Genomic DNA, 25,754 nt, shown 5'->3' on the forward strand with positions numbered 1-25,754 from the left:
TGTAAGTGGTTATTGCTTAAGGTAAAGTTTCAAGGGGCAGGTAAGTTGCTTTAAGCAGGAAAATAGATCTGCTATTTATTTCGTTGGTATAATACGAAAAAAGTAGAAACTGTTAACCGAAGGAGAGTTGGTTAAACATGTTTCTACTTTTGGGCTTTTAGGCATGCTTCACATGTCTAAAATATCTTAAAATGTTTTACTTACTTTGCTAAATAAGCTTCCATATCTGTTTTTAAGTTGTCAGATTTAGTCCCAAAGATTGCTTGGACACCGTTACCAGAGACTACAACACCTGCCGCACCAATACGTTTGAGTTCTGCTTGATCCACTTTTTCGATGTTGTGAACGCTGATACGAAGGCGTGTGATACATGCATCCAAGTTTTCGATATTGTTTTTGCCACCAAAAGCAGCCACTAATGCGGCAGACATCTCTTCGTTATTCAAAACAACGCTTTCTTCTGCTTCTTCATCTTCACGACCAGGCGTTTTAAGATTCAGCGCTTTAATTACAACTCGGAATACGGTGTAGTAAATTGCAGCGTAAGCTAGACCGATAACAACGAAGTAAATCATTTTTTGAGCGTTCGCTGATAGTACGAGGAAGTCGATTAGTCCATGAGAAAAAGAAGTACCGTGAACCATACCAAGCATGTTTGTTACTACGAAAGCTGAGCCTGCAAGTAGGGCATGGATTGCGTATAAAACTGGTGCAACAAACAGGAATGCAAACTCAATTGGTTCTGTAATACCTGTTAAGAATGAAGTTAACGCAGCTGATGCCATGATACCCATCACTTTTGCGCGGTTTTCAGGTTTTGCTGAATGTGCAATTGCAATAGCCGCTGCAGGAAGACCAAACATTTTGAACATGTAGCCACCAGCTAGTTGACCAAAGCCATTACCTGCTGCACGAGATGCATCATCAGCAGATAAGTAACATGTTAAAACACCATTTAGTTGCTCACCAGAAATATTAGTACATGTTCCCGCTTCAAAAAAGAACGGTACATTCCAGATATGGTGTAAACCAAATGGAATTAATGAACGTTCAACAACACCGTATATACCAAATGCTAATGTTGGATTTTGATTTGCAGCCCAGTGTGAGAATGTTGCGATCAGAGAGCCTACCGGTGGCCAAATGACAGAAAGAATAGCACCAACAACAATCGCTGATAGACCTGTCATAATAGGAACTGCACGTTTACCAGCGAAGAAGCCTAAGTAATCAGGAAGTGTGATGTTATAAAAACGGTTAAACATAGCAGCAGCAATACCACCTGCAATGATACCACCGAGCACACCAGTATCAGCACCTGGTGCTAATGTATCTACCGTTTGTTTCATAATGTAAAAACCAACTGCAGCTGCTAATCCTGCAACACCATCATTTTTTGTAAAACCTAATGCAACACCAATAGCAAATAGTAGTGCCATATTACCAAAAACGGCTCCACCTGCTTGTTCCATTAATTGTGATACTACATCGGGTAATAGGCTAAATTTGGCCGCACCAACTCCTAATAAGATACCGGCAATAGGTAATACAGAGACAGGAAGCATTAATGACTTCCCTACTTTTTGTAAATTTCCAAATATATTCATACGATTCTCCAGTGATAAATTAAAATAAAAGTATTTTTAGTTGTTTGGAGTATAGCGTTGGATTTTTAAAAAACATGATAAAAGGATCACATAAATTAGGAAGTTACGTTTAATTACACTGGCGGGGTTAGTTGTTACATTATGTTACAGTTTATTAATTGAGTGTTACTTTAAGATACTATATAGACTAGGTTAATTGTCAATTTATACATATTAAAGCCGTTTTTCTGAATTGATATTATTAAAAAGAATGCTTCAACACCTACCTAACTAAGTATAATGCTGAGGCATTTGTAAATGATAAAAATTTAATTAACCGCGAACAACCATAACGCGGAATTTACGGCCTTTAAGTTTGCCTTCACTTAATTTTTTAAAAGCGACTTTAATCACTTCACGTTGCACTGCAACATATGCCCAATTGGCAGAAACTTGTATTTTACCTATCTGCTCAAAGGTCATGCTCTTATCCGCAGTTAATGCGCCAACTATATCACCTGGACGAATTTTTTGCTTTTTACCGCCTTCTATGCGCATGGTGATCATGGTTGATTGCGGAGGCTTTATATCAAGTACATCATGTGAAGGTAGGCTATCTTCGTTGATAGTGATATCTAAATAATCTTCTAATGCAATAATACGATTGGTATCTTTACTACTGTAAAATGAGAAAGCGAGCCCTTTATTACCAGCTCTTCCTGTACGACCGATTCGGTGTACATGTACTTCCTGATCGTGTGCAATATGGAAGTTAAACACCGCACTTAGATTATCGATATCAAGTCCTCTAGCTGCAACATCAGTGGCGACAAGAATAGTCGCACTTTTATTTGCAAAACGAATTAAGGCTTGGTCTCTATCTTTTTGTTCCAAATCGCCGTGTAATGCAATAGCGCTAAAGCCACGATTTACCAATTCATCGTTAACTTCTTGCACTTCACGTTTTGTATTACAAAAAACCACCGATGATTCAGGCTGATATTGCAGTAATAATAAGCGTAACGCTAACATGCGATCTTCGTGATTAGCGACTTTATAAAAATATTGGTTGATACTGCTATTATCGTGTTTTGATTCTACTTTTACGCTAACAGGTGAATTCAAAATACGTTTAGCAATGCTATCAATTTGATCTGGGTAGGTGGCACTAAACAGTAATGTCTGACGGTTTTTAGGTGCTTGTTCGATAATGTTATCGATTGCATCTTGAAAGCCCATGTCTAACATTCGATCCGCTTCATCGAGAATTAGCGTTTCAACATTCTCTAAACTTAAGGTTTGTTTACGTAAGTGATCTTCGATACGCCCAGGTGTGCCAACAACGATGTGCGCGCCATGCTCTAGTGATCCGATTTGTGGCCCGAATGGCATACCACCACACAGTGTTAAGACTTTGATATTATGAATACCACGTGCTAAACGGCGGATCTCTTTGCCAACTTGATCGGCAAGTTCACGTGTCGGACAGAGGATCAGAGACTGAACTCGAAACCGTTTTACATTCAGTTTTTGTAAAAGTCCTAAACCAAAGGCCGCTGTTTTACCTGAGCCTGTTTTTCCCTGTGCAATAATATCTTGTCCCGCTAGAATTGGCGGTAAACTTTGTGCTTGTATCTCAGTCATCTCATGGTAACCAAGGGATTCAAGATTAGAAATAAGATCACTGTGCAGAGCAAGTGAAGTGAAAGATTGCTGACTCAAAATTGAATTCCTATAGGACGATGAAAAACGCTACCATAGCAGGTTGTGACTTGCTTCACAAAGAGTGATCTTAAAAAAGAGGGAAATTGTTATGTTAATAAAAATTAACGGTTGAAGCTTACATAGCGGTAATAGCGTATAACCAAAATAGGCAACGCAAACAGAAAAAATAGTGAGCTACTGCCACCACTTTTAGTGAAGAAAAATGGTGTGCCAGTAACAGTGGTCGATACTACCGTTGTATTATCTAAGTCGCTAGTTAATAAAATTGTTGCCTCAGAGGCATTAAACCCTGTTGGTGAATAACTAACTACCATAACACAGGTCGTTTTAGCTTCAATTTCTGTACAAGCAGAAGTATCAAAGGCAAAGTCTGAAGAGCCAGAAATAGAAGTGGTTATTTGTGCATCAAAATCAGAGTTATTACTGATTAAAAGGTTTTTTTGCTCACTATTATCAATTGGAGTTAAATTAAACGAGATACTTTTATCGATAGTTATCCCTGAAAGAAAAGCCTCGATCCAATCTTCATAAACTGCAAGTCGAGTATAAACGCCAGGGTAACCTGAAGCTGCGCAGCCTACTCCCCAACTAACAATACCTAACTGTTGCCAGCTACCACCATTGTTAATAACTAATGGGCCACCACTATCACCCTGACACGCATCTTTTCCTCCCTGTTGTAAGCCAGCACAAACCATGCTCTGCGGATTAAAGTTATTGCCAAGATTTGCTTTGCATTGATTGTCAGTTTGAAGTGGTAAAACAACCTCATTTAATATATCGGGGTAAATGGCGGTGACTTCCTCTTGAGACTCATATCCAACGGTTGAGCCCCAACCAAGTGCTGTTACATTCTCACGTCTTTGCGTTGCATCATTCGTGGTTGAGGTTGTTGCACGCTCAACAGGTGTAATCTCCGTTATCGGAGTCTGCAATCGTAAGAGAGCAATATCATTGCTACTTGCACTATTTTGAGGATCATAATTTGGATGTATATAGGTTTTTATAACGCTAGTTCTTGGTGTTGAAGGAGTTGACAATTGATCATATTCTCCGACTTTAACGCTGATACGGGTTGCTGTTATTTCACTACTAAAGTCATATAAGCAGTGTGCCGCGGTCAGCACTGTTTGTTCATCAATTAACGTTCCACCGCATTCATAACCACCAGAATTAATGCTTACCATCCAAGGCCATTGTCCTTCTATTGATTCTTGGCCTCCAACAATGCGAGCCGTAATATCTAAAGTATCGTCTGATGCCAAAGCTGTGCTGGAAAAAAGCGCCACGATTAATAGGTGAGGATAAATATGCATGATGAGCCCTCTGGTATTATTAAGCGTTAAAATTTCAATATTCCGATCTAAATTGCAACGGACTCTTTATGCTAAAAGTATCAATGGTGCTGGGAGTTTAAAGAACAGTGCCATTGTTACTACTGTTTAGATCATAAGCTTAATGCAATTTGTAAAAGCTCGCCATCAATTGAAAGTAATTAATAATAACAGCAGGTTAGATTGAACGGGTATTATGCACTAATGCCATGCCAAGTTTGAATGTTAAGAGAATAGAGAGAAGAGAATAAGCATACTGTTAACTCTCGTTGCCAGTATGCTGAGATTGAAATAGGCTTATTTGATAATCATGACATTACCATCAACGGCGTGAATATTTACATGTTGGCCAATTGCTATACTTTCATGCTGGCTATCTTCTGCGAGACGAGCAGTCCAGTTGATGCCTGAAAAGCGAATACTGCCTCCATGTTTGGTTAAAATTTCACTCACAGCAACACTCTGCCCGATCATATCACTGCTATTGTCTTTAACTTTTCCATTACCTTGAAACTGCTTTAATGGCTTCCACATTACTATACTGCTTAGCAGTGTAAATATACCTACAAAAAGTAATTCCATCTCCCAACTGGTAATGACGTTTAACGAAACTAACACCCCCGTAAGCGCACAACCAATGGCAAAGAATAATAGTGGGCCACTCAAACCAATGAGAGTCAGTTCAACAATGAGCGAAACGGCTGCTAAAAGGTAAAGTAGTTTGTCATGGTTATTAAATAGATAGTCGATAATAGTATCCATAAATTCCCCCCTTAATAATCGTTAAATATTAGTCAGCAACCTTTAACGAGCTTGAAACTGCGATCGCTTGTGCGACTGTATTGGCAATATTATCACCAGTATTACCGTCTGTTAGTATAACAGAGCCTTCATTTGCAATTGCCGCATGTGCTTTAATCGCTTCCTGTGCCAGTGTTAATTCAACGGCTTTTTTACCTTCAATCGTAGAGGCTTGCTGACCAATTACCTGCAATGCACTTGCTTCTGCTTCGGCAACTAAATGTATTGCTTGTGCTTTACCTTGTGCTTCGAGTACTTGCTTCTCTTTTTCAGCTTCTGCGGCTAAAACTTGTTCCGCCTTGGCTGCTTCTGCATCTAAAACGCGCGCTTGCTTAAGGCCTTCTGCCTGTGTAATTGCAGATGTTTTCACACCTTCGGCAGTTAAGATAACACTGCGTTTTTCACGCTCAGCAGTCATCTGTTTTTCCATGTCTTCTTTAATGGATTGTGGTGGCGTAATATCGCGGATTTCGTAACGAGTAACCATAACCCCCCATGGTTGGGTTGCCTCTGTCATCGAATTTAAAATCTGTGCATTAATGGTATCTCGGTTTTGAAAACACTCATCAAGTTCCATTGAGCCAATCGCGTTACGCATAGTGGTCATGGCTAATTGAATGACTGCCAACTTATAGTCAGTAACGTTGTTGGTAGCAGCACCTGCATCAGTTACCTTCATAAATAAAATACCATCAATTTGTAGAGTAATGTTGTCGCGAGTAATGGCGGATTGTGATGCAATATCTAAGGATTGTTCCTTAAGATTTCTGTCGGCTGCAACACTTTGTACGAAAGGGATAATGAAATTGAGTCCTGCACTCAACGTACCGGAGTATTTACCCATGGTATAGATAACATAACCGCGGTTTTGAGGGACAAAATATACGGCTTTTTTGATGGTAAGTAGCAATACGGCAACTAACCAGATCCACGGGGATGTTGCAATTGAAAGTAACTCGCTCATATAAAACCTCTTTTATAAGTAAAAAAATGATAATGACATTAAATGCCATTAAATCACTTTTTACAATGATTAGGAAGTAATATCGGCGTTAAGTTTCTGTTGTATCAAAAAAATACACACTTACCTACTTTAATCGTTGATAAGTGTGTAGATATAAATTAGAGCCGGCTAACTTATTGGTAGGTCAATTACGCACGACTCATGAATTTCTTCTCAGCGGTATTAATTTTAATTGTTTCACCGCTAGCAATATATTCAGGTACTTGTACGATAAGACCCGTTTCTAATGTCGCTGGTTTAGTTCGTGCACTCGCAGAAGCGCCTTTGATAGAAGGGTCTGTTTCAGTGATAGTTAGTGATACCGTTTGTGGTAATTCAAGTGCAACAGCTTGATCATCAATTAGTAAGACTTGCAGGCCTTGAGTGGCTTCAGTAATGAATAAACACTCATCTTCAATTTGCTCTTTTGAGAAGTTGTAAGGCGTGTAATCTTCATTGTCCATGAATACTAACTCTTCACCATCCAGGTATGAATACATGACATCTCGACGAATAAGATCAGCAAGATTTAGCATGTCGCTGTCTTTAAATGTTTCATCTGTTTTTGCACCTGTTACTACGTCATACATACGCATGCGGTATAAACTACCACCCGCACGGCCTTGTGGCACTGAGCGTTCTATATCTTTAATGATATAGACACTGTTATTAAACTCGATAGCACTATTCTTTTTAACATCACTTGCTTTTGGCATTACTATATTCCTCTATTAACTGTTTTTGTTTGTGGGAGAGTTGGCTTAGATGCAACGAGCGGGCTTTGGTAGCCCTGCGATTTTCGTTGCTTGTTTAGCTGGACCATCGGGGAACAATCGATATAGATAACGACTATTTACCATTTCCGCACCAAACTTTTTTTGCATCGCTTTTACGAGTGCTCGAATGGCGGGGGAAGTATTAAATTCAAGATAAAACTCACGTACAAAGAATACCACTTGCCAATGTGCATCGCTTAACTCAACTGACTCTAGTTTAGCGATTTCAATTGCCAAACCTTCACTCCAGCTTGTTGAGTCTACTAGATAACCTTGATTGTCGGTTGGGTACTCTTGTCCATTAAATAACACAATATTTTCTCTTTTATCGATCCGTATTGGGGAAGTTTACCTTTTGTAAAAGCACTTGTATATCTAGGGCAGTAAAAGCAATTAAACGTAATTGCTCAACAATTAAGAGTGCTTCACCTGATAATGTCGGTTTATAATTTTCAAACTCTTCGATGGTGATCATCAGTTGTGCCTGATCAATGCCTTGTGGATCGTAGGCTAATGATATCTGTCTTGCGGTAGCATTCATTAAGCCCTGTAGGGCGATGTTATGCTCAAACCCTTCTATTTTGTGACGATGTGATGCGAGTGCCGCGATATAAGAAACGAGTGCATCACAACGATTTACGAGTGCATAGACTTCACGATTAAGTTGTTGTTTGGAAGTGGGTTCAAATAGCATGCTCTGCCAAGCACTTGCCAATGTTGCATCAGCGAGAAATGTTTGAAATCGAGTTATTCGGTAATGTAAATTCTCACTTCTACCATACTGATACTGGTTACTAACTAAATTAAAATAGCGGTTACTCAGTGTTAATAGTTCCCTTACTAACAGAGGGAAACGTTGAAACTGCCAATCAGGGAAAATAAAAGTGATTGCTAGTACGCTGAGGATCCCCCCAAATAACGTTTCTATGATTCGAGCGGGTAAAATCTCTATGCCTGTACCAGTGAGTAGATTAAATACAAACATGACAAACAGCGTAATAAAAATAACCGCCAATGCATAATTTGTACGTAGATAGTTGAAGAAAAAGAAAGCGCTGGCAATCATAAAAAAGACTTGTAAGGCAATATTATCGACTAACAGTAAGATAGGGTAACCAATAACTAGTCCTAGTAGCGTACCTAATATCCTTTGTATTAGCCGTTTACGTGTTTCACTAAAACTTGGCTGACAAACGAATAACACCGTCAATAATAACCAAAACCCATGCTCGAGTTGAAAACTTTGTTGTACGACAAAGGCCAGGGCTAAACTAACACTGATACGAACCGCATGCTTGAAAGTGTTGTTGTGTGGAGATAGTGCATTAAGAATACGCTTCCAAAACGGTAACTTGGTTAACTCTTGCTCTTGGTTAAGGGATATTACAGCCAACTCGTTGTTGGAATTTACCGTTTTTAATAGGGTATCAATCCCTTTGATATTGTCATAAATAGCTTGCAGTGCCAGCATCGCTTCATGATTATCACCTACTAGTTGCATTTTCTGCTTCAGCAAAGCGAGTTGGTCGGCAAGTGCTTTAATTGTCCAACTTAAGCGACGCGTATGCTGATAAACTTTTTTATCATTAATTGCACTACCTAGCTGGTAGCAATTTTCACTAAGCTCCAATAACAGCAAATGATAGCCTTCTAAGATTTGGCTTTTACCAAAGCTGTTCTCCAATTGACTATAAAGATACTGGCTAGCACTAATTCGTTCATGAATTTGTTCTGCAATGATATAAAGTTGGTTTAAAGATTTTAATTCATCTTGCTTTTGACGAATTTGCATGCGCGATTGAATAATGTTTTGTGACTGCTGTAAGCGTGCCATGATAGAAATATTATGGATAGCAAGTTGCTGGCGGATAGCATACAAAGCCTGTTGATTATACCCCTCTACTTCATTGAACAATGCTGACTTTTGTTGCTGGTAACGACTTAATGTAAAGAAGAGTTGTGCAAGTTGTTCGCGAAGAGATCGGTGAGGGTTATAAAAATTCCATACCATGGAGAACAAGCCATACCAAAGAGCTCCAAATGTCAAAAGTAGTGGTTGTTCATACCACATGGCTTCGGGTTGATGCCCAACCATGGTATAGATTGCGATTAAAATTGCCCCAAAACCCACTTTGCTGTAATGAGCGCCAAGTGTGGCAATCATGATAAAAGCAAAACTTGATATTAATAAACCTAGCGCAAAGAATATCGGGTAGGGCATAAGAAGCTCAACACTTGATGAGGCAACAAAAAAACAGGCTAAAATAGCAAATAAAAATTTGCGTCTACCGATATGATTATCGTCGTTTTCAACAATAGCTGAGGCCATAACCCCCAAACAGAGAGAGATTGAAAGGTTCAGTGAAGGCTGGGTAAACAATGTAGGTGCGATATTAGCAATAGGGATAAAGAAAGTAATAATCATTGCTATAAATACGCGAACGCCAACATGAATATTGGAATCTGACACGAGACGTCTTAACATTGGAGAAATTGCATTATTCATATAGAGCCTTGAAAAATAAAAAGCAGTTTAGCGAACGTAAAAAATAAACCCTTGATCTTAATCTTAAAGCTTTTAAATAATAAAATAATTAAATTTTAGTTAAACGCCTTTATTATTAGCGCAATTTATGTGACATCAAAGCTCAGTTTTGCGATAATGCGCGCCAAATTAACTGCACTTTTTATCCAACCAGAGAGAATGGAACATGTCTGCACAAATTATTGATGGAAAAGCGATTGCTGCTGCAATTACCGATAAAGTAGCGCTAGGTGTTGCGCAACGTGTTTCGAAGGGCTTACGTGCACCAGGGCTTGCTGTCGTGCTAGTTGGTGGGGATCCTGCTTCGCAAATATATGTGGGTAGTAAACGTAAAATGTGTGAGAAAGTTGGTTTTGTCTCAAAAGCATTTGATTTACCAGTAACAACAACGCAGGATGCACTTTTATCTTTAATTGATGAATTAAATGAAGATACTACTATCGATGGTATTTTAGTGCAGTTCCCATTGCCTGATGGATTAGATGAAACGACGGTCATTGAGCGCATTAGCCCACATAAAGATGTTGATGGTTTCCATCCCTACAACGTTGGACGTCTTGCACAGCGTATTCCATTACTTCGTTCCTGTACGCCAAGGGGGATGATCAGTATGATTGAATCTATCGGCGTTGATATTAGAGGAAAGCATGCCGTTGTCGTTGGCGCATCTAATATTGTTGGACGTCCTATGACTTTAGAGTTACTTCTTGCTGGCTGTACGACGACTTGTTGCCATCGTTTCACTGAAGATCTACAAAGCCATGTTGCGCGTGCCGATATTCTGGTTGTCGCTCGCGGTAAAGCGAACTTTATTCCTGGTGAATGGGTAAAAGAGGGAGCGATTGTTTTAGATGTGGGCATTAACCGCTTAGATAATGGAAAAATAGCAGGTGATGTTGAATTTGATGTAGCTAAAGAACGAGCAGCTTGGATCTCACCCGTACCTGGTGGCGTAGGTCCAATGACTGTTGCAACCTTGATTGAAAATACTTTGTTTGCATGTAATGAGTTTCATAGTTAACTAAATTGTGAAAAACAGTGTTGAAGCCATTGTACTTTTAACCCTTATGCTTATAAAAATGTGAGGATTAGCAAATAACCTTTAGCCAATTAGCGGTATTAAGTGAACTCAATATTACAAACCTATATTATGTAGTCATTATCAGAATAACCTGTTGTTATTATTTGCTATTCATTAAGCCTAAGCTTGGTGAGTCATTAATAGGTTAATTATGAAACCAAGATAAGGGAATAACTGATGGCACAATCTAATTTAACTGACAGTCCAAATAGTGATTACGAATCTGCTTCTAGTGAAGCAGTGGTTGATATTAGTAAATATCAAAGCGCAGAAGATAAAGTAAGCTCTCAAAGCTCTGCCTTTGAGCAGGTTATGTCGCAAATGAACATTGCCGATCGTCATGACTTTGATATTCAATATGATAAGTACTGGCAAGAAGCCAGTGAGAATGGTGAATTATTATCAGTTCTTATCTGTGAAATCGACTTCTTTAAAGACTACAACGATAACTATGGCCACCAAGGCTCGGCATTTATGTTGCTAGTGATTGGGCTTGCTCTTAAAAATACCTGTGAAAAATTTGGTTGCTATTTAGCTCGATACCGTGGTGATGAATTTGCAATATTAATCAAAGGTGGAGATGTTGAAGCTTCCAAAGAAATAGCCGAAGCACTTCGAATTGCTGTTGAAGAATCTCGTACTGAGCATAAATACTCTGAAGTCAGCGATGTCGTTACGCTAAGTATTGGTCTTTCTAGCTTGTATCCTTCATCGATGAAAGTATTGATGCAAAAATCAGCTAATGCCTTATATACAGCTAAGAAATCAGGTCGTAATCAAGTTAGTTGCAGTGTTGATTTAAAAAATGAAGATGCAGGAATGGGAAGTGATCCATTAGAGCTTGAAACCATCAATGAGCCAGAGCCAAGCGACTTTGATCGTTTGATGTCTGAAATGCAAATTTATGATCGCCGTGATTTTAATAGTTATTTTGTCAATGCTTGGCAAGAATCATCACGTGATCAAGAGTTATTATCCATGGTTATCTGTGAGTTGGATTTCTTTGAGGAATATGCGAGTCATTATGGCCAACAAACCAGTGAAGATGTATTGTTGATTGCTGCTTGTACCCTAAAAAGTAAGTGTGAAGAGTTTGGGTGTTTTATTGCACGTTTAGAAGGTGCTAAATTTGTTGCACTAGTTAAAGGTGGCAATGCAACTAAAGGCTTGAAAGTAGCTGAATCATTACGAGCTTGTATTCAAGAGCTCGCAATGGAGCACGCATTATCACCAGTAAAAAATAGTTTGACTATGAGCTTAGGCCTATCGAATATCTTCCCGAGTGATGAAAACTCAATGAAGACATTGATGACAAAAGTTGATAACGCATTAAGTGATGCCAAATCATCGGGCTTTGACCAAATTAGTGTGAGTTAATGATTAGCCACTGAACTGGTTCTGACTTGAAATATTAAAAGCCAATAATTGCAAAGTTATTGGCTTTTTTTTATGTGACCGACTTTCTTTTGCAATATCAGGTTTATAGCAATTGAATTAAATAAGTTAAATTATGTGCAGGAAGGGAGACTTAGCCAAGGATAAATTTGCTGTAGGTAGGTGTTTGGTTGAGCAATAGTTTTCTATTTGGACTGAAAACAGCGCAATGATCATCGATTTTAATTAGCAAAATTTATCGCGTATTTATCTAGCTTGGTATGAGTTATTCTCTCTTGAAAACTTACAACACAGGTAACGTAAATTTTAACAAGTAAAACGGAGTACCTGTTTATGCTTTTGGTATTATACCAAATCCATTAAATAACTGATCATTTTTACTGGTTAAAAGGCGCTATCTCTGCGTTAAAAGTTTTGTAAATAGAACAACTATTTACTGTAATTTTCGCCTTGTGCTGCCTCCTTTTTCCTACGTAAAATTTGAACACTATATTAGTGGAATTGGTATTACTAAAGTATAACTGAAGTCAATGTTGATAAAGAATGATATGTAGTGATACACAACGTATCACTATATACTTAAGCACTACATACTGTGGCACTTTGAATGAGGCCTAATGTGGGCTGATCCCAATTTTGTTTCTGCCTGTATCTTTGGCTATATATAGACCAAGATCTGCAACTTTTATCCAACTTTCATAACTAGAGATATTCCCGGTAATATTTGCTAGCCCAAGGCTTACGGTAATTTTTACGACTTTGCCCTGAAAGTCAAAAGTTAAAGATTCAATTCCTTTTCTAATTCTTTCAGCAACGAGTTTAGCCGCTGTGAGATCAGTATCAACGAGCATAAGGGTAAATTCTTCGCCGCCATAGCGCCCTGCAATATCTGTTTCACGCATATTCTTACGTATACAATCTGCAACGCCCTTAATCACTTTATCGCCAAAAGGGTGCCCGTAAGAATCATTTACTTTTTTGAAATGATCTATGTCTAATATAACCAATGAGCAGGGCTGTTGAGTGCGTGTATGTCGTTTATACTCAATATGGCAACACTCGCGCCAATAACCTTGATTATGAAGTTGAGTTAAGGTGTCTGTATGACTTAAATGTTCCAATTTTCTATTTGCTTCAATAGCCATTTTTTTATTAACGGCCACGTCCGTAACATCATAAATAATCATACATACTTGCGTTACTTTTTGGGTGATATCAGTGAGTGGTAAAAAGGTCACATTTTGATACATATACTCTGCGTTGCCGGTGATAGGGCGATAACTTTTGAATTTAAACAGATAGGGGCGTTGTTCCCACGTGGTAAAAGCTTTGTTTTTTAAAATACTAATTGTATCAAGTTTTTGTTGTAGCCATTCCTTTGGGATATCGCTAAAAAGTTCATTTAATTTGCGATCAACAACATGCGCTGTCAATAAACCAGAATGATTTTCCATAAAACCATTCCATACCTGAACATTCATTTCTAAATCGATCACCACTAAACCTACATCGATGTTTTGAACCATATCGATCAGCCAATGGATATCTTTAAGCTCTATACTTGTACTCATCAGTTTAATAAATATCCTATTTTGTTAGTAAGGGTATCAATGGAGTCTTCTGTGAAAAGTAATAAAAGATCACATTTGATATTATAGTTTTCAATTGCGTAATTAACTTCAATTGCTAGTGTTTTTTGCCAATGCTCCTGTCGATCTTTTATCAGTTCTTCCACACGACAATGTTGCCCTAAAACGCAGGGTTGGCCTTGACTAAAATGAATATCAAGTTGATCGGCAAGGCCATTCAAAAATGCCCCAATTAAAATGTTAGAGGTATCATTCATCACCTCTATTTCGATATGATCATCTACTTTTTCGTTATACTTGAGTAATTTTGCCATATCTTTAAAACTAGAATCATGGAAAATGATCAACGCCTCTCCACTTATTCCTGAACTGATAAAGCCTTGTGAAACTGCTGAAATATTATCGTTATCGGCTATTGAAGTTAACGCCATATGAAGCTCACTAGTTTCCAGTGTATTTACATTGGGAATAGGCAATAAAACGAAAACATCTAACAATCGAGCAAGCAAATCCCCTGCACGGCCCATCGCTATATTTGAAACTTCTTGCATTGCATCACGCAAACCAATTTTGGTATCTGCTTCTTCAACTTCAAGTGAATTATGGCTCCCTGCTTTATAGATACCAAATGAAGCGAGTAAGCTAATCAACACTTCTTGATTGATTGGTTTTTGAATAAAATCGATGGCGCCGAGTTCACGTACTTTTTTGTGTGCTTCGGGTTGAATATCACCTGATATCACAATGACGATTGCGGGAAGATCTTGTTTACAAATAGCTTCTAGGACTTGATAACCATCCATAACAGGCATGTTGAGATCTAAAAAGACAATGTCGCCTTTGCCCTGTTGAATCGCTTCAATGCCTTGCTCTCCATTTTCAGCAAAACTAATCGTGATATCCCAGTCCTTTGGAAGAGATCGGGCTATCGATTTTCTTGCTAATGCGGAGTCGTCACAAATTAAAACGGGTAATGACATAAATATCCTGAATTTATGAGTGAAAAAAGGAATGTTGTTAATTAATTAGGATAGAACAGATATTGTATTTCGTCGGAACAATTAGATAGATTTCTCTTTATTGAAGATAAAAAAGAGTAACTGTGAACTAACTAGCTATATTAACCCTAAAATTAATTTAACTGCGACTCGATGCAATCGCTGAGTACGAAATTGCTAATCACTTCTAAGGTTTATTAAGTTTGCCTAATATATTATATGATTTAGGCGGTTGCTCGCTCGTGACGGATTGCCTCAAGCATATCGGAAGTGGTTTTTACTTTACGTACTTGGTGTAAAAATGCCAGTGCCTGAGGTTGCTGCTGTCGCATAAAAGTAAGCCACTGCTTGATGCGGTTGGGAAGGTATTTTTCTTTATCGCCATGGGTTTGAATAAAAAGATACTCGATCATCAAATCTAAAGTTTGAGGCCAACTATAGGGGGCTTCTTTCTCTTTAATCACTTGCGCTAAATTCGGCATCGCCAATGAGCCACGTCCTATCATTAAACGGTCACAGCCACTTATCTCCATGCAACGTTTAGCATCATCAAGTGTAAAAATATCACCGTTGGCCGTAACGGGTATGTTGATTGCTTCTCGAATTTTAGCTATCCAATGCCAGTGTGCTGGTGGCCGATAACCTTCCTCTTTTGTGCGTGCATGAACGGCTAATTCATCGGCTCCTGCCTCAGTAATCGCTTGGGCATTTTCAATCGCTAAACTTTTATCATCATAACCAAGTCGAATTTTTGCACTAAGGGTCTGATTGGTAGGCATGATTTCTCGTACAGCTTTTACGATACTATAAAGAGTTTCTGGCGACTTTAGTAATACTGCTCCCCCTTTGCTCTTATTCACCGCCTTTGCAGGACAACCGAAATTGAGATCAATACCATCAGAGCCTACATGCAGTGCTTTACTCGCATTCTCAGCTAAACAAGTTGGATTCTGCCCTAACAATTGGACTCGTACCGGTGTTCCGGAAGCGGTTTTACTACCGTTGAATAGCTCTGGACTTACGCGCCTAAATACTTTGGCGGGTAAACGAAGTTCGATAACACGAACAAACTCTGTCACGCAAAGATCGATCCCACCCAGTGAGGTTAGCAACTGGCGCATGTGGTGATCCATAACGCCTTCCATCGGAGCAAGTGTAATTTTCATATATGAGTGGACTCGAAAATAAAAAAGACCGCAGTATACCCGTTATCAAAGTGACTGGCGATACAATAAAAATGATGTTTTATTATGTGGATATGAAGTTTAAGGCATTAAAGGCTTAATAGTTGATGCAAAGCCTTGCAGTTACGCCAGTGACTATTTATTCTAGAGTCATAATTTTTTACTATGAGTGATCCCCATGAATTCAGATGTACAGCAGTTAATCAAAAACAGTATTAAAACGATTCCTGATTATCCGTTACCTGGCATTATGTTTCGCGATGTGACTAGCCTTATTGAAAATGGCGAAGCATTCTCTGCAACTATCGAGCAATTTGTTGCTCGTTATAAAGATAAAAAGATTGATAAAGTAGTGGGCACCGAGGCGCGTGGCTTTATCTTTGGCGCACCACTGGCTGCTGCCATAGGGGCTGGATTTGTCCCTGTCCGTAAACCGGGAAAATTACCACGTGATACGATTCAAGAAGGGTATACCTTGGAATATGGTACTGATACGCTTCAGATTCATTCAGATGCTATTGTGGAAGGTGAAACTGTTTTGTTAATGGATGATCTGCTTGCAACGGGTGGTACTGCAGAGGCCTCTGTAAAACTAATTCAACGTTTAGGCGGCGTAGTCATTGAGTCTGCTTTTGTTATTGAGCTGCCTGCGTTAGGCGGTGCAGCTAAACTTGAAAAGTTAGGTGTTGAACAGTTCTCTTTAATCACGTTTGAAGGCGAGTAGTCTGGGTGAGTTATCAAGTATTAGCCCGTAAGTGGCGCCCGCATAATTTTGCTCAAGTCGTGGGGCAGCCTCACGTATTAACGGCTTTAAGTAATGGTCTCGCGAACAATAAGGTACATCACGCTTATCTTTTTAGTGGTACACGCGGGGTGGGTAAAACCACCATTGCACGAATATTAGCGAAGAGTCTTAATTGTGCAACGGGGGTGACGGCAACTCCCTGTGGTAAATGTGAGCATTGCGTAGCGATTGATCAGGGACGTTTTGTAGATTTACTTGAGATTGATGCCGCATCTCGCACCAAAGTAGATGATACCCGAGAGTTACTTGACAATGTTCAATATAAGCCTGCTGTCGGACGCTATAAAGTTTATCTAATAGATGAAGTGCATATGTTATCTAAGCATAGTTTTAACGCTTTGCTTAAAACATTGGAAGAGCCTCCTGAATATGTGAAATTTTTATTAGCAACGACTGATCCACAAAAGTTACCGATTACCGTCTTATCACGATGTTTGCAATTTCATTTAAAAGCGATTCTACCAGAGCAAATTGAAGCCCAACTAGCATTTATTTTACAGCAAGAAAATGCAACCTTTGAGCATACCGCGCTTAATGTTATTGCAAAAGCGGCTGATGGCAGTATGCGTGATGCATTGAGTTTAACCGACCAAGCACTGGCTTTTGGCGCAGGAAATATTGAGTATCAATCGGTATTAAAAATGCTAGGTACTCTTGATAATAGTCATCTGCATTATCTCTTACATTTTGTGGCATCAGGCAATATCACTAAGGTCTTTCAAAAGATTGAAGAATTTGTTGCACTCGGTGCTGATTTTGCAAAGTTGCATCAAGAACTCGCAGGACTTTGCCATCAAATTGCATTACAACAACTGCAACCGCTAGCAACAAATGGAAACAAAACAGCGATACAATTACTTAGCGAGCGTTTAAGTCCGGAAGAGGTGCAACTATATTATCAAATTGCACTAGAAGGCTTTAAAGATTATCCCTTTGCGCCTAATGGCAAAGTAGCGCTAGAGATGACGGTAATGCGTTTGCTGGCATTTAAGCCTGCTAATTATATTGAACTTGATGAAAGTACACTGCTTGAAGGTGAAGCGCCAAAAGCATTTTCATCGGTAAACTCTCCGGCTACTGGCACTGTTGCTCAAGAAACTAATGTGCAAAAACAGGCTGTTGAACCGACTCATACACAAATTGGGCCCAGTTCAACAGAAATTCAAACAGAAAACATGGCGAGTAACAATGTTTCAGCTGTAAATGAAACGGTACAAGATACACAAAATGACACTACAAATAATATTACTGAAAACTTCGAAGAAAATAGTTCCCTCGAATTTCATGGACAAATCGAGGATGTTGTAAGGGAAGAAGTAGCGCATTTGCCACCAGAAGCGCCGCTAAACATTGATACTCATGAGCCACTAAATGAACAACTACAAGAAGCTGAGATAATAGCTTCTCAGGAAAGCAGTGATACATTTATTACGCCACCACCTGTAGTAGATACTGCGCCGATCACAGAGGTTACTCGCTCTCGAAATATGTTGCGTAGCCATCGATTAAAGCGAAATGAAGCAAAAAAGTCACAGGCGACAACTGATGTTCAAATAAATGAGCCTGTTGTCGCACCTGCTACTGTTGAAAATAAAGTTGAACTGCAAAACACCGTTGTTGAAGTAGTCGAAACAGCAAATCAGGGTAATGAACCCTTAGCCATTTCTGATCCAGTGAGCGACGAACATTTAGCCCCGATAGAGCAATATCAAGAGAGTGAATATCAACAGGCCTACAATAATGAGTATACTGAGGAGGAATATGAACCTTATATTCCGCCAGAAGCGTTACAGACGGCTCCTCCTGTCTCTGAAAAACCTGTGATTTTAGAGCCTATTGTTGAGGCTCTCCATAACGGAGATGTCACTCCTGAAAAACAGCTAGGACAACACCCATTTTTTACCAATCAACCCTTTGAAGCGACTGAAATTGACAGAGCAAAGTATGTTGAAGATAAACTAACGGACCCGTGGTCTTTAGCAATTCAACAGATGAACCTGTTTGGTTTAGTGAAGTTACTTGCTAAAAATAGCGTGATGACAAAGGTGAATAATCAGATTGTATTAACACTCAAAAAGGCGCAACAGCATCTGCTTAAAAATAGTGGTTTGTGCGAAGAGTTACAAACGCAGTTGAAAAATTACTATGGGACCCAATATAGTATGTATATTGAAGTGGGCGATGTAGAGGGGCAGTTAACTGCCTTTGAATCTGAGATGGCACTTTATGAACAATATCTAGACAATGCTAAACGCGCCATTGTAGAAGATGAAAATATTAAAGCTTTAGTGGCCAACTGCGGTGCAAAAGTCTATGAAAATAGTGTGATCCCGTTATAATTACAGACAATAATTTAATTGCAAATAGAGAGAAAAAATTATGTTTAATGGTAAAGGTGGAATGGGCGATTTAATGAAAAAAGCCCAAGAGATGCAAGCAAACATGCAAAAAGCACAGGCTGATATCGCTAATACAGAAGTCATTGGTGAATCAGGTGCTGGCTTAGTAAAAATCACCTTGTTGGGTAATCACAATGTCCGTAAAGTAGAGATTGATCCTGAGTTGATGGAAGATGATAAAGAGTTACTTGAAGACTTAATTGCAGCCGCTATGAACGATGCAGTTCGCCGCGTAGAAGAAGTCAACAAATCTAAAATGAGTGGCTTGACAGGTGGCATGGATCTTCCTCCTGGTTTCAAAATGCCGTTCTAGGTTTTATATTTTAAAGCTGTGTTTACCTTACATTTGTTCATTGCAACGCTGAGGTAAACGTGGCTACTACTAACTAGTTAATTTTATTTCCTTTTTTATCTGTCATATTTTTATCTTTTTAAACCACTTTGTTAACTTCCTTACAAATATGTCTACAAAACCACCAATATGCTCGCTTTAATTTTAACCAATATTTAGAATTTAAAAGTGCAGAATAGATAGCTGAATTTGATTGGCAAAATACTTTTATACCAATGTTATTTATAAAGTGATCTCGTACTGCGCAACAAAAATTTAAACTACCAAGGCCTGAGATACCGAAGTTAGTAATTCTCCCTTCACAAAATCGTATGGAACGATTTTGAACAGCTTTAGCTGACCACAAGGTGGTGAAGAGCAGGATGTTTTGAATAAAACTCGCAACACAGGTAGCGCAAATTTTAACAAGTAATACCAATTCCATTAAGTATGTGATCTAAATTTAACGCAGGAAAAATGGCTTAATTCAAGGCGTAAGTTGATGTAAATGGTTGTTTCCTTTGCGAAACTTACAACGTGGAAATAAGTTATTTTAACCAGTTAAATAGATAGGCTATTTACTGGAATTGGTATAAGACTGATAGCTTTTTTAATTCTTTTGGTATTACGGCAACAGGATGTTGTTGAAGAAGGTTATGCATTTAGTATAACGATTGATGGATAATTAAGGATGATTAAACGATGAAATATTCCCCCCTCGCTATTTTAGTCGCTAGTGTACTCGTTCAACCTGTTACAGCATTAGCTAGCAGTACCGATTGTACTGGTGTGAATAATTGGACTGTTGATGGTACCTATGTTGGCGGTACTCACATTGTCCATAACCAGAAAAAATACAAAGCAAATTGGTGGAGCAAAGGCGCTGACCCAGAGTTTACGTCGGGCCCTTGGCAAGAATGGTCATTGCTAGGCAACTGTATTGACAGCGGTATTACGCCAACATCAGTGCCCACTATCGCACCCACTGCAGTACCGACAGCTTTGCCAACCGCAGCACCAACTGCAATTCCGACTGCTTTGCCAACAGTTGCGCCAACTGCAATTCCGACGGCTTTGCCAACAGTTGCGCCAACTGCAATTCCGACGGCTTTGCCAACAGTTGCGCCAACTGTAATTCCGACTGCATTGCCAACCATCGCACCTACTGCATTGCCAACAGTTACTCCAACAAATATGCCTACATCTGTTCCTACATTGGCACCAACACCAACTCTGGCGCCTACGATTGTACCGACTGCAGTTCCAACGATTGCCCCAACTCCTACGACGGTGCCATCCGATATAGACCAGCTTGATTTTATCTATTTTAATAACTTCAATCAGCATGAGTTAGGTCTATATAGTGAACAAGAGTTTGCAAATGACTGGAATAAGTCAGCAAACACCTCTTCGGGTGTTGAAGCGGGACGCGTTAAAATTGTGACTGACCCTGATCAGCCTGAAAATCATGTTTTACGTGTTTCCTATGAAGCCAATAATGTGGGTGGAAGTTCAGCTTCGGTATTCAATTATGATATTGAGGGCGGTGGCTTTGACAAACTATGGTTACAATACAAAGTTCGTTTCGATGAAGCATTTGAATGGGTAAAAGGTGGCAAACTACCTGGATTAGCTGGCTGGGATGCAGGAAGCAAACCAACAGGTTGTGTCACTAACAGTGCTATCGACGGATTTAGTGCTCGTTTTATGTGGCGTGAACAGGGACATGCTTTTAACTATTTATATAACCCTGCAAAAACAGAATATTGCGGTGATTATGAAAGCACTTACACTTTCTTTAAAAAAGGCGTCTGGTATACCATCACAAGCTTCGTTTCATTAAACAGTATCGGTAATAATGATGCTTACATTGAAAGTTATATTGATGGTGAAAAGGTATCTGAGCTCACTGGATTAACCCTAAGAACAGATGCAAATGTGACTATCAACAAATTTTTATTTGAAACCTTCTTTGGCGGAAGTAGCACTGCATGGGCACCAACTTCAGAACAGTATAGTTACTTTGATGATATCGTCATTGCGCAAGAGAGCCCTTTAGCAATAGTAGAGACTCAAAAAGAGCAGGTATATTATAGTGCACCACTATCAGGTTATCAGCAGTGGCAAACAGGTAGTAGTTATCCTGAAGATTCATTGGTTTATCGACAAAATGATGAAGGTGAATATTTACACTATCAAGCACGTAAATATGTGCATAGCAATAAAGATCCATTACAGACCTTCTTACCAGAGGATCACCTTGAGATATACAGTCCTGTGCGTTTAGATTCTGGCCAATACTGGATATTACTCAATGATCCACAGCTTAAATAAGTTCGGCTGAAAGCTTAGTGCTCGAAGGTATTGGTGTCTTGAGTGTCGAGACATCAATGCACAAAGGATCTGTTTTCAAAATCTTAGTTTGAATTGTTGGGATGGGGGGCTTTCGTACACTGCTTGATAGAATGGGGGAATATTCTCTCAAGCAGCACGTTGCTACTTGAGAGTGAATACAAAATTACTGGTTATCGTAATCTTCATCGTACTCGTCTTCATCATCTAATGATTCAAAGTAAGCCTGTTGTTTTTCATCAAAAGCGGCCGCTGCTGCTGTTTTAGCCGCTAATGCTTGTGCTGCCAGTTCGTTGCGGGTTGCACGTCTTTCTGATTTACGTTTATTGCTTTCTTGTTGGTTTTTAAGGAACTCTTCAAGTGCCTCTTTTGCCCATTCAGTTGCTAATGCTTCATTAGCAAAGCCTTTTTTACGCTTAGAAACCGATGTTCTACGCGCAGAAACTCGACGTGTTATCTCCGCATCCCACTGTTCACCAACTTGATTAATACGAAAGTCGAATTTGTTTTTTTGTGACATTATTTGTTTATCCTAATAGGTTTTCTTTTACTGAAATTCAGTACTGGTTAATTTTAACATGGAATCAGTTTATTTGTTTTTTATTGTTGGCCAGCTAAAACCATCATCTTTGATACGTGTTTTAACGGCTGAATTATTTTTTTGTTCAATAAAGTTGCGAATCAACGCCTTTGTCGCAGGGTTATCGCTACAAAAAGTTTTTAGATATAAAATTTCAACCTTCTTGCGTGCCCAGGGAGTTTGACGTAAAAATCTTAAGCTCGATTTTAACCTTGGATTATTAATAAAGCACTTTATATTGAGTGTTTCTCCCATTTTTTCCCAGCCTAACTCTTTTTCGAGTTTGACTAAAATATCTTCCAGTTTGACACCGTGAAGTGGATCTTGATTCATGCAAATACCTAAATAAGGAGGAAACTGCTAGTGTAACAAAAAGCGATGCAATATATCTATTTTCTTAGGGGATTTAAAACTTAACCCTATGTTCGTTTGAGTAAATACGATAGGTAGATTTGAGTATCTGGTTAGGAAAGCATGAAGGGCAGTGAGGGCTACCCTTCATTTATTCTCTATAAAGTTGGCAGGCGTTATTTAAGGTCGATACTGTAAAAGCTTGTTGTACCGCTGACTTCATTGCCCACGATTAAAATAGGCGATTGTGTTGGACTATCCTTTGCTGATACAAACTTAAAGCCCTCTGGGCCTAGATCCCCTGCATCAACTTGATATTCTTTAACACCATCACCATTCGTGTCTTTATTATCTTTTGGGTTAACCGTCATATCACGGTTGTTAAGGTATTGTACAAAGGTTGCTTCACTTGGTGTGCTAATATCGTACACCATGATCCCACCCATTCGCTCAAGGCCAATAAACGCATAGGTTTTGCCATCAATCTGAGCAGTGGTTAGTGCTTCTGGCTCAGGACCTTTATTATCACTTCTGTCTTCATTTTTTAATTTATTGTGCGTTTGGTTAAATTGCTTTCCATATTTCTCAGCGGTAATGCCTTCAAAATCACTGCCTGAGTCGAACACTAATGTTTCATTTTCAACATCCCAAATCGAAAATGAACGACCACCAAAGGTCATCATACGATCAATTTTTCCATCGTTATCAATATCACCAAATTGCTTAGTGACAGAATATGAGAATTTAACACGTTGCACGGCGCTTTGAAGTGGCCCCCCCTCTTTAAAGTTGCTCAAGTCTAATGCATTGTTTAATGGTGCATACACTGAACTGTCAAAGGCATCTTTAAGTTTAATATCATCGGCACAGGCTTTGTCTTCGTGGTTATAGTAAAAGTTTGCCATTTCACATTCACTTTGTGATAAGTCCGTTAACCAATCACTTCGATCATCACCTTCATTCGCAGTTAATAGGTAGTCTTTGTTATTAATAGTAACAGTGGCAATGGAATCAGGTTGATATAAACCTAAGGCTGGTTCATTTTTTATCGCTACTTTTTTGTCTTTATTATTGCCGTCAAACTCGTTACCTTTTAGGGTGTGATCCTTAAAACCAAGTGCCATGATTTTCTCAATCGATCTGTTCTTTAAATCGACCACTGCAATCGCATTATTTTCTTGCAGACTGACATAGGCTTTTGACGAGTCTGAATTAATAGCAACATATTCTGGCTCTAAATCTTGTGCAACACTTGCTTGATAACCATTTAAAACAAGTTGTTGCGGAAGTTGAGAGTGACGCTTGCCTTGCTCATTAAAGTCGCTGAAAGTAAGTCGAGTAACCTCTGTAGTTAACTGCTCAGATTCCCAATTGATATCAATAAGTGCGATCTCACCTTCTGGATCAATGGCATAATTTTTTTCGCTCGGCTCACCTTCAATCGCCACAACTAATTGTTTGCCATTTTTACTAAAGGTCAACATATCAGGTAAAGCACCGACATACACAGCACTAATGAAGTTTAATGAGTTACCATTATAAAAAGCGACCCAGCCAGCATCTGTTTTTGTTTCAGCTTCAATAGCAACTGCAATTAGGCCATCGAAAACATCAACGCTATTGGCTGCGCCCGCATCAACGTTAAGTTGTTTTTTAAGATCTGCTTTGATATTCAATGAACTAATGAGAGATGGGGAATTAATATTTTCACTATCAAGTACATCAATCTTTCCTGACTGTGCATTTACAACAAAGGTACGTTTACTCTTCGCATCAAATGCAACAATCTCTGCTGCACTTTGATCAAAAATATTACTGTGGTAACGACCTTGCGGTGTTAACTGAATACTTGATGACTCGTTTGCTGTATTTGAGCAAGCACTCAATACTGTTGAAAGGATGATTGTTGATAAAATAGTACGTTTCATTTTTAACCTATCTGATTGTTTTAATTGTAGAGTCATACTTTTTACAGAAAAGTTATGACAGTAATATGAATGAACTATCTGTTTTTTGCAGTGTATTGTTCGTAAATAATGCTATTTGTTTGATTAATCGTCAGTTAACTAGTTTTAGCAAAAAAAATGTGTCTAAGCGCTTGTAGTTGCATCAAATCTGTATAGAATAGCCACCACTTACTAAGCAACATGCTTAAACAAGTTAAGCCCGGATGGTGGAATCGGTAGACACCCAAGATTTAAAATCTTGTGCATTCTGTGCGTGCGAGTTCAAGTCTCGCTCCGGGCACCATATTTAAATAAAAAAACCAGCCTTGAGCTGGTTTTTTTATGCCTGTTGAAAAGTGTAACGTAACAATACCAATTCCAGTAAATAGCTGATCTATTTAACTGGTTAAAATAACTTATTTCCACGTTGTAAGTTTCGCAAAGGGAACAACCATTTACATCAACTTACGCCTTGAATTAAGCCATTTTCCCTGCGTTAAATTTAGATCACATACTTATTGGAATTGGTATAATACCAATACAATTGCGAATAATATTTCCTTTGCAATTATCTCCTATCAATTTTTATCCCATTGTTTTTGGATATACTGTGCCACAGTAAACTGATGTAACATGAAAGGAAAACATATGACTGAATATATTTTACTCGCCATCATTATGGTATTTATCTATTTTGTATTAATTAGAAACAAACCTGCGCCAAAAACAGATTGGGAAGGTTTACCTACTTTGCCTGAATATAAAGAAATTGAAAAAACGACGACATCCGAAGGAGAACTATGTTGTCAATATTGTGGACATACTGAGACAATTGAACGTTCGTTAAATTCAGAAAAAGAGAATCCAAACAAAAATAAGTTCTACCATGCCTGTACAAACTGTAAAGTTATTTTATGGCGCAGTGAGCAGTCATAGTTATAATTTTTACCTCCTATTTATTGTTCTCTTCACA

General features: G+C 38.8%; 21 protein-coding genes and 1 tRNA gene. 8 read left to right on the plus strand and 14 right to left on the minus strand.

The features are described 5' to 3' along the window. Window positions 1-200: 200 nt before the first annotated feature. From ptsG to yccS, 8 genes are all read right to left on the minus strand, one after another. A complete protein-coding gene (gene ptsG, locus CW745_RS02330; protein ID WP_101106879.1) occupies window positions 201-1,607 on the minus strand; it encodes a PTS glucose transporter subunit IIBC in 1,407 nt (468 codons plus the stop codon). Window positions 1,608-1,919: 312 nt separating this feature from the next. After that, window positions 1,920-3,308 carry an ATP-dependent RNA helicase DbpA gene (gene dbpA / locus CW745_RS02335; RefSeq protein ID WP_101106880.1) on the minus strand — a complete coding sequence of 463 codons (1,389 nt, stop codon included), beginning with the start codon at window positions 3,306-3,308 and terminating at the stop codon, window positions 1,920-1,922. A gap of 104 nt (window positions 3,309-3,412) precedes the next feature. Then, complete coding sequence (locus CW745_RS02340) at window positions 3,413-4,627, minus strand: trypsin-like serine protease (protein ID WP_101106882.1); 1,215 nt, start codon at window positions 4,625-4,627, stop codon at window positions 3,413-3,415. Window positions 4,628-4,942: 315 nt separating this feature from the next. Next, a complete protein-coding gene (locus tag CW745_RS02345) occupies window positions 4,943-5,407 on the minus strand; it encodes an NfeD family protein (protein ID WP_101106883.1) in 465 nt (154 codons plus the stop codon). Window positions 5,408-5,435: 28 nt separating this feature from the next. Further along, window positions 5,436-6,410, minus strand: a complete 975-nt coding sequence (locus tag CW745_RS02350) for a slipin family protein (RefSeq protein ID WP_101106885.1) — start codon at window positions 6,408-6,410, stop codon at window positions 5,436-5,438. A gap of 188 nt (window positions 6,411-6,598) precedes the next feature. Continuing rightward, window positions 6,599-7,165, minus strand: a complete 567-nt coding sequence (gene yeiP / locus CW745_RS02355; RefSeq protein ID WP_101106887.1) for an elongation factor P-like protein YeiP — start codon at window positions 7,163-7,165, stop codon at window positions 6,599-6,601. A 45-nt stretch (window positions 7,166-7,210) separates the two neighbouring features. Beyond that, the gene (locus CW745_RS02360; RefSeq protein WP_101106889.1) at window positions 7,211-7,540 is read right to left on the minus strand and encodes a TusE/DsrC/DsvC family sulfur relay protein; all 330 of its coding nucleotides are present in this window, start codon (window positions 7,538-7,540) and stop codon (window positions 7,211-7,213) included. Window positions 7,541-7,550: 10 nt separating this feature from the next. Continuing rightward, a complete protein-coding gene (yccS, locus tag CW745_RS02365; RefSeq protein ID WP_101106890.1) occupies window positions 7,551-9,731 on the minus strand; it encodes a YccS family putative transporter in 2,181 nt (726 codons plus the stop codon). A 205-nt stretch (window positions 9,732-9,936) separates the two neighbouring features. Here yccS and folD point away from each other — a divergent pair, with 205 nt between their 5' ends. Next, on the plus strand, window positions 9,937-10,791 hold the full coding sequence (folD, locus tag CW745_RS02370) for a bifunctional methylenetetrahydrofolate dehydrogenase/methenyltetrahydrofolate cyclohydrolase FolD (RefSeq protein WP_101106892.1): 855 nt from the start codon (window positions 9,937-9,939) through the stop codon (window positions 10,789-10,791). A gap of 237 nt (window positions 10,792-11,028) precedes the next feature. Next, window positions 11,029-12,228 carry a diguanylate cyclase gene (locus tag CW745_RS02375; RefSeq protein WP_101106894.1) on the plus strand — a complete coding sequence of 400 codons (1,200 nt, stop codon included), beginning with the start codon at window positions 11,029-11,031 and terminating at the stop codon, window positions 12,226-12,228. A gap of 632 nt (window positions 12,229-12,860) precedes the next feature. Here the strand turns inward: CW745_RS02375 and CW745_RS02380 are convergent. From CW745_RS02380 to CW745_RS02390, 3 genes are all read right to left on the minus strand, one after another. Beyond that, on the minus strand, window positions 12,861-13,817 hold the full coding sequence (locus tag CW745_RS02380) for a diguanylate cyclase (RefSeq protein ID WP_101106895.1): 957 nt from the start codon (window positions 13,815-13,817) through the stop codon (window positions 12,861-12,863). Continuing rightward, window positions 13,817-14,815, minus strand: coding sequence for a response regulator (locus tag CW745_RS02385; RefSeq protein WP_101106897.1), 999 nt, complete (start codon window positions 14,813-14,815; stop codon window positions 13,817-13,819). Before CW745_RS02385 ends, CW745_RS02380 begins: the two co-directional genes overlap by 1 nt. Before the next feature lie 242 nt (window positions 14,816-15,057). Continuing rightward, on the minus strand, window positions 15,058-15,999 hold the full coding sequence (locus CW745_RS02390) for a tRNA-dihydrouridine synthase (protein ID WP_101106899.1): 942 nt from the start codon (window positions 15,997-15,999) through the stop codon (window positions 15,058-15,060). A 196-nt stretch (window positions 16,000-16,195) separates the two neighbouring features. Between CW745_RS02390 and apt the strand changes: the two genes are divergently transcribed. From apt to CW745_RS02410, 4 genes are all read left to right on the plus strand, one after another. Beyond that, window positions 16,196-16,741 carry an adenine phosphoribosyltransferase gene (gene apt, locus CW745_RS02395; protein WP_101106901.1) on the plus strand — a complete coding sequence of 182 codons (546 nt, stop codon included), beginning with the start codon at window positions 16,196-16,198 and terminating at the stop codon, window positions 16,739-16,741. A 5-nt stretch (window positions 16,742-16,746) separates the two neighbouring features. Next, on the plus strand, window positions 16,747-19,161 hold the full coding sequence (dnaX, locus tag CW745_RS02400) for a DNA polymerase III subunit gamma/tau (protein WP_101106903.1): 2,415 nt from the start codon (window positions 16,747-16,749) through the stop codon (window positions 19,159-19,161). A gap of 40 nt (window positions 19,162-19,201) precedes the next feature. Beyond that, window positions 19,202-19,534 (plus strand): YbaB/EbfC family nucleoid-associated protein, encoded by a 333-nt coding sequence (locus CW745_RS02405; RefSeq protein ID WP_101106905.1) that lies wholly within the window; start codon window positions 19,202-19,204, stop codon window positions 19,532-19,534. A 720-nt stretch (window positions 19,535-20,254) separates the two neighbouring features. Then, a complete protein-coding gene (locus CW745_RS02410) occupies window positions 20,255-21,886 on the plus strand; it encodes a polysaccharide lyase (RefSeq protein ID WP_101106907.1) in 1,632 nt (543 codons plus the stop codon). A gap of 184 nt (window positions 21,887-22,070) precedes the next feature. Here the strand turns inward: CW745_RS02410 and CW745_RS02415 are convergent, their stop codons facing one another. The 3 genes from CW745_RS02415 to CW745_RS02425 form a co-directional block, all read right to left on the minus strand. After that, the gene (locus CW745_RS02415) at window positions 22,071-22,424 is read right to left on the minus strand and encodes a DUF3622 domain-containing protein (protein WP_101106908.1); all 354 of its coding nucleotides are present in this window, start codon (window positions 22,422-22,424) and stop codon (window positions 22,071-22,073) included. A gap of 69 nt (window positions 22,425-22,493) precedes the next feature. Then, window positions 22,494-22,817, minus strand: a complete 324-nt coding sequence (locus tag CW745_RS02420; protein ID WP_101106910.1) for a VF530 family protein — start codon at window positions 22,815-22,817, stop codon at window positions 22,494-22,496. A 194-nt stretch (window positions 22,818-23,011) separates the two neighbouring features. Then, window positions 23,012-24,763: a choice-of-anchor I family protein gene (locus CW745_RS02425; RefSeq protein WP_101106912.1), complete on the minus strand. Its 1,752-nt coding sequence runs from the start codon at window positions 24,761-24,763 to the stop codon at window positions 23,012-23,014. 236 nt (window positions 24,764-24,999) lie between these two features. Here CW745_RS02425 and CW745_RS02430 point away from each other — a divergent pair. Beyond that, window positions 25,000-25,085: transfer RNA gene (locus CW745_RS02430), tRNA-Leu, on the plus strand. 344 nt (window positions 25,086-25,429) lie between these two features. After that, window positions 25,430-25,717 carry a hypothetical protein gene (locus CW745_RS02435; protein ID WP_101106913.1) on the plus strand — a complete coding sequence of 96 codons (288 nt, stop codon included), beginning with the start codon at window positions 25,430-25,432 and terminating at the stop codon, window positions 25,715-25,717. The last annotated feature ends 37 nt before the right edge of the window (window positions 25,718-25,754 follow it).

The organism is Psychromonas sp. psych-6C06 (genome assembly GCF_002835465.1).
Taxonomy (GTDB): domain Bacteria; phylum Pseudomonadota; class Gammaproteobacteria; order Enterobacterales; family Psychromonadaceae; genus Psychromonas.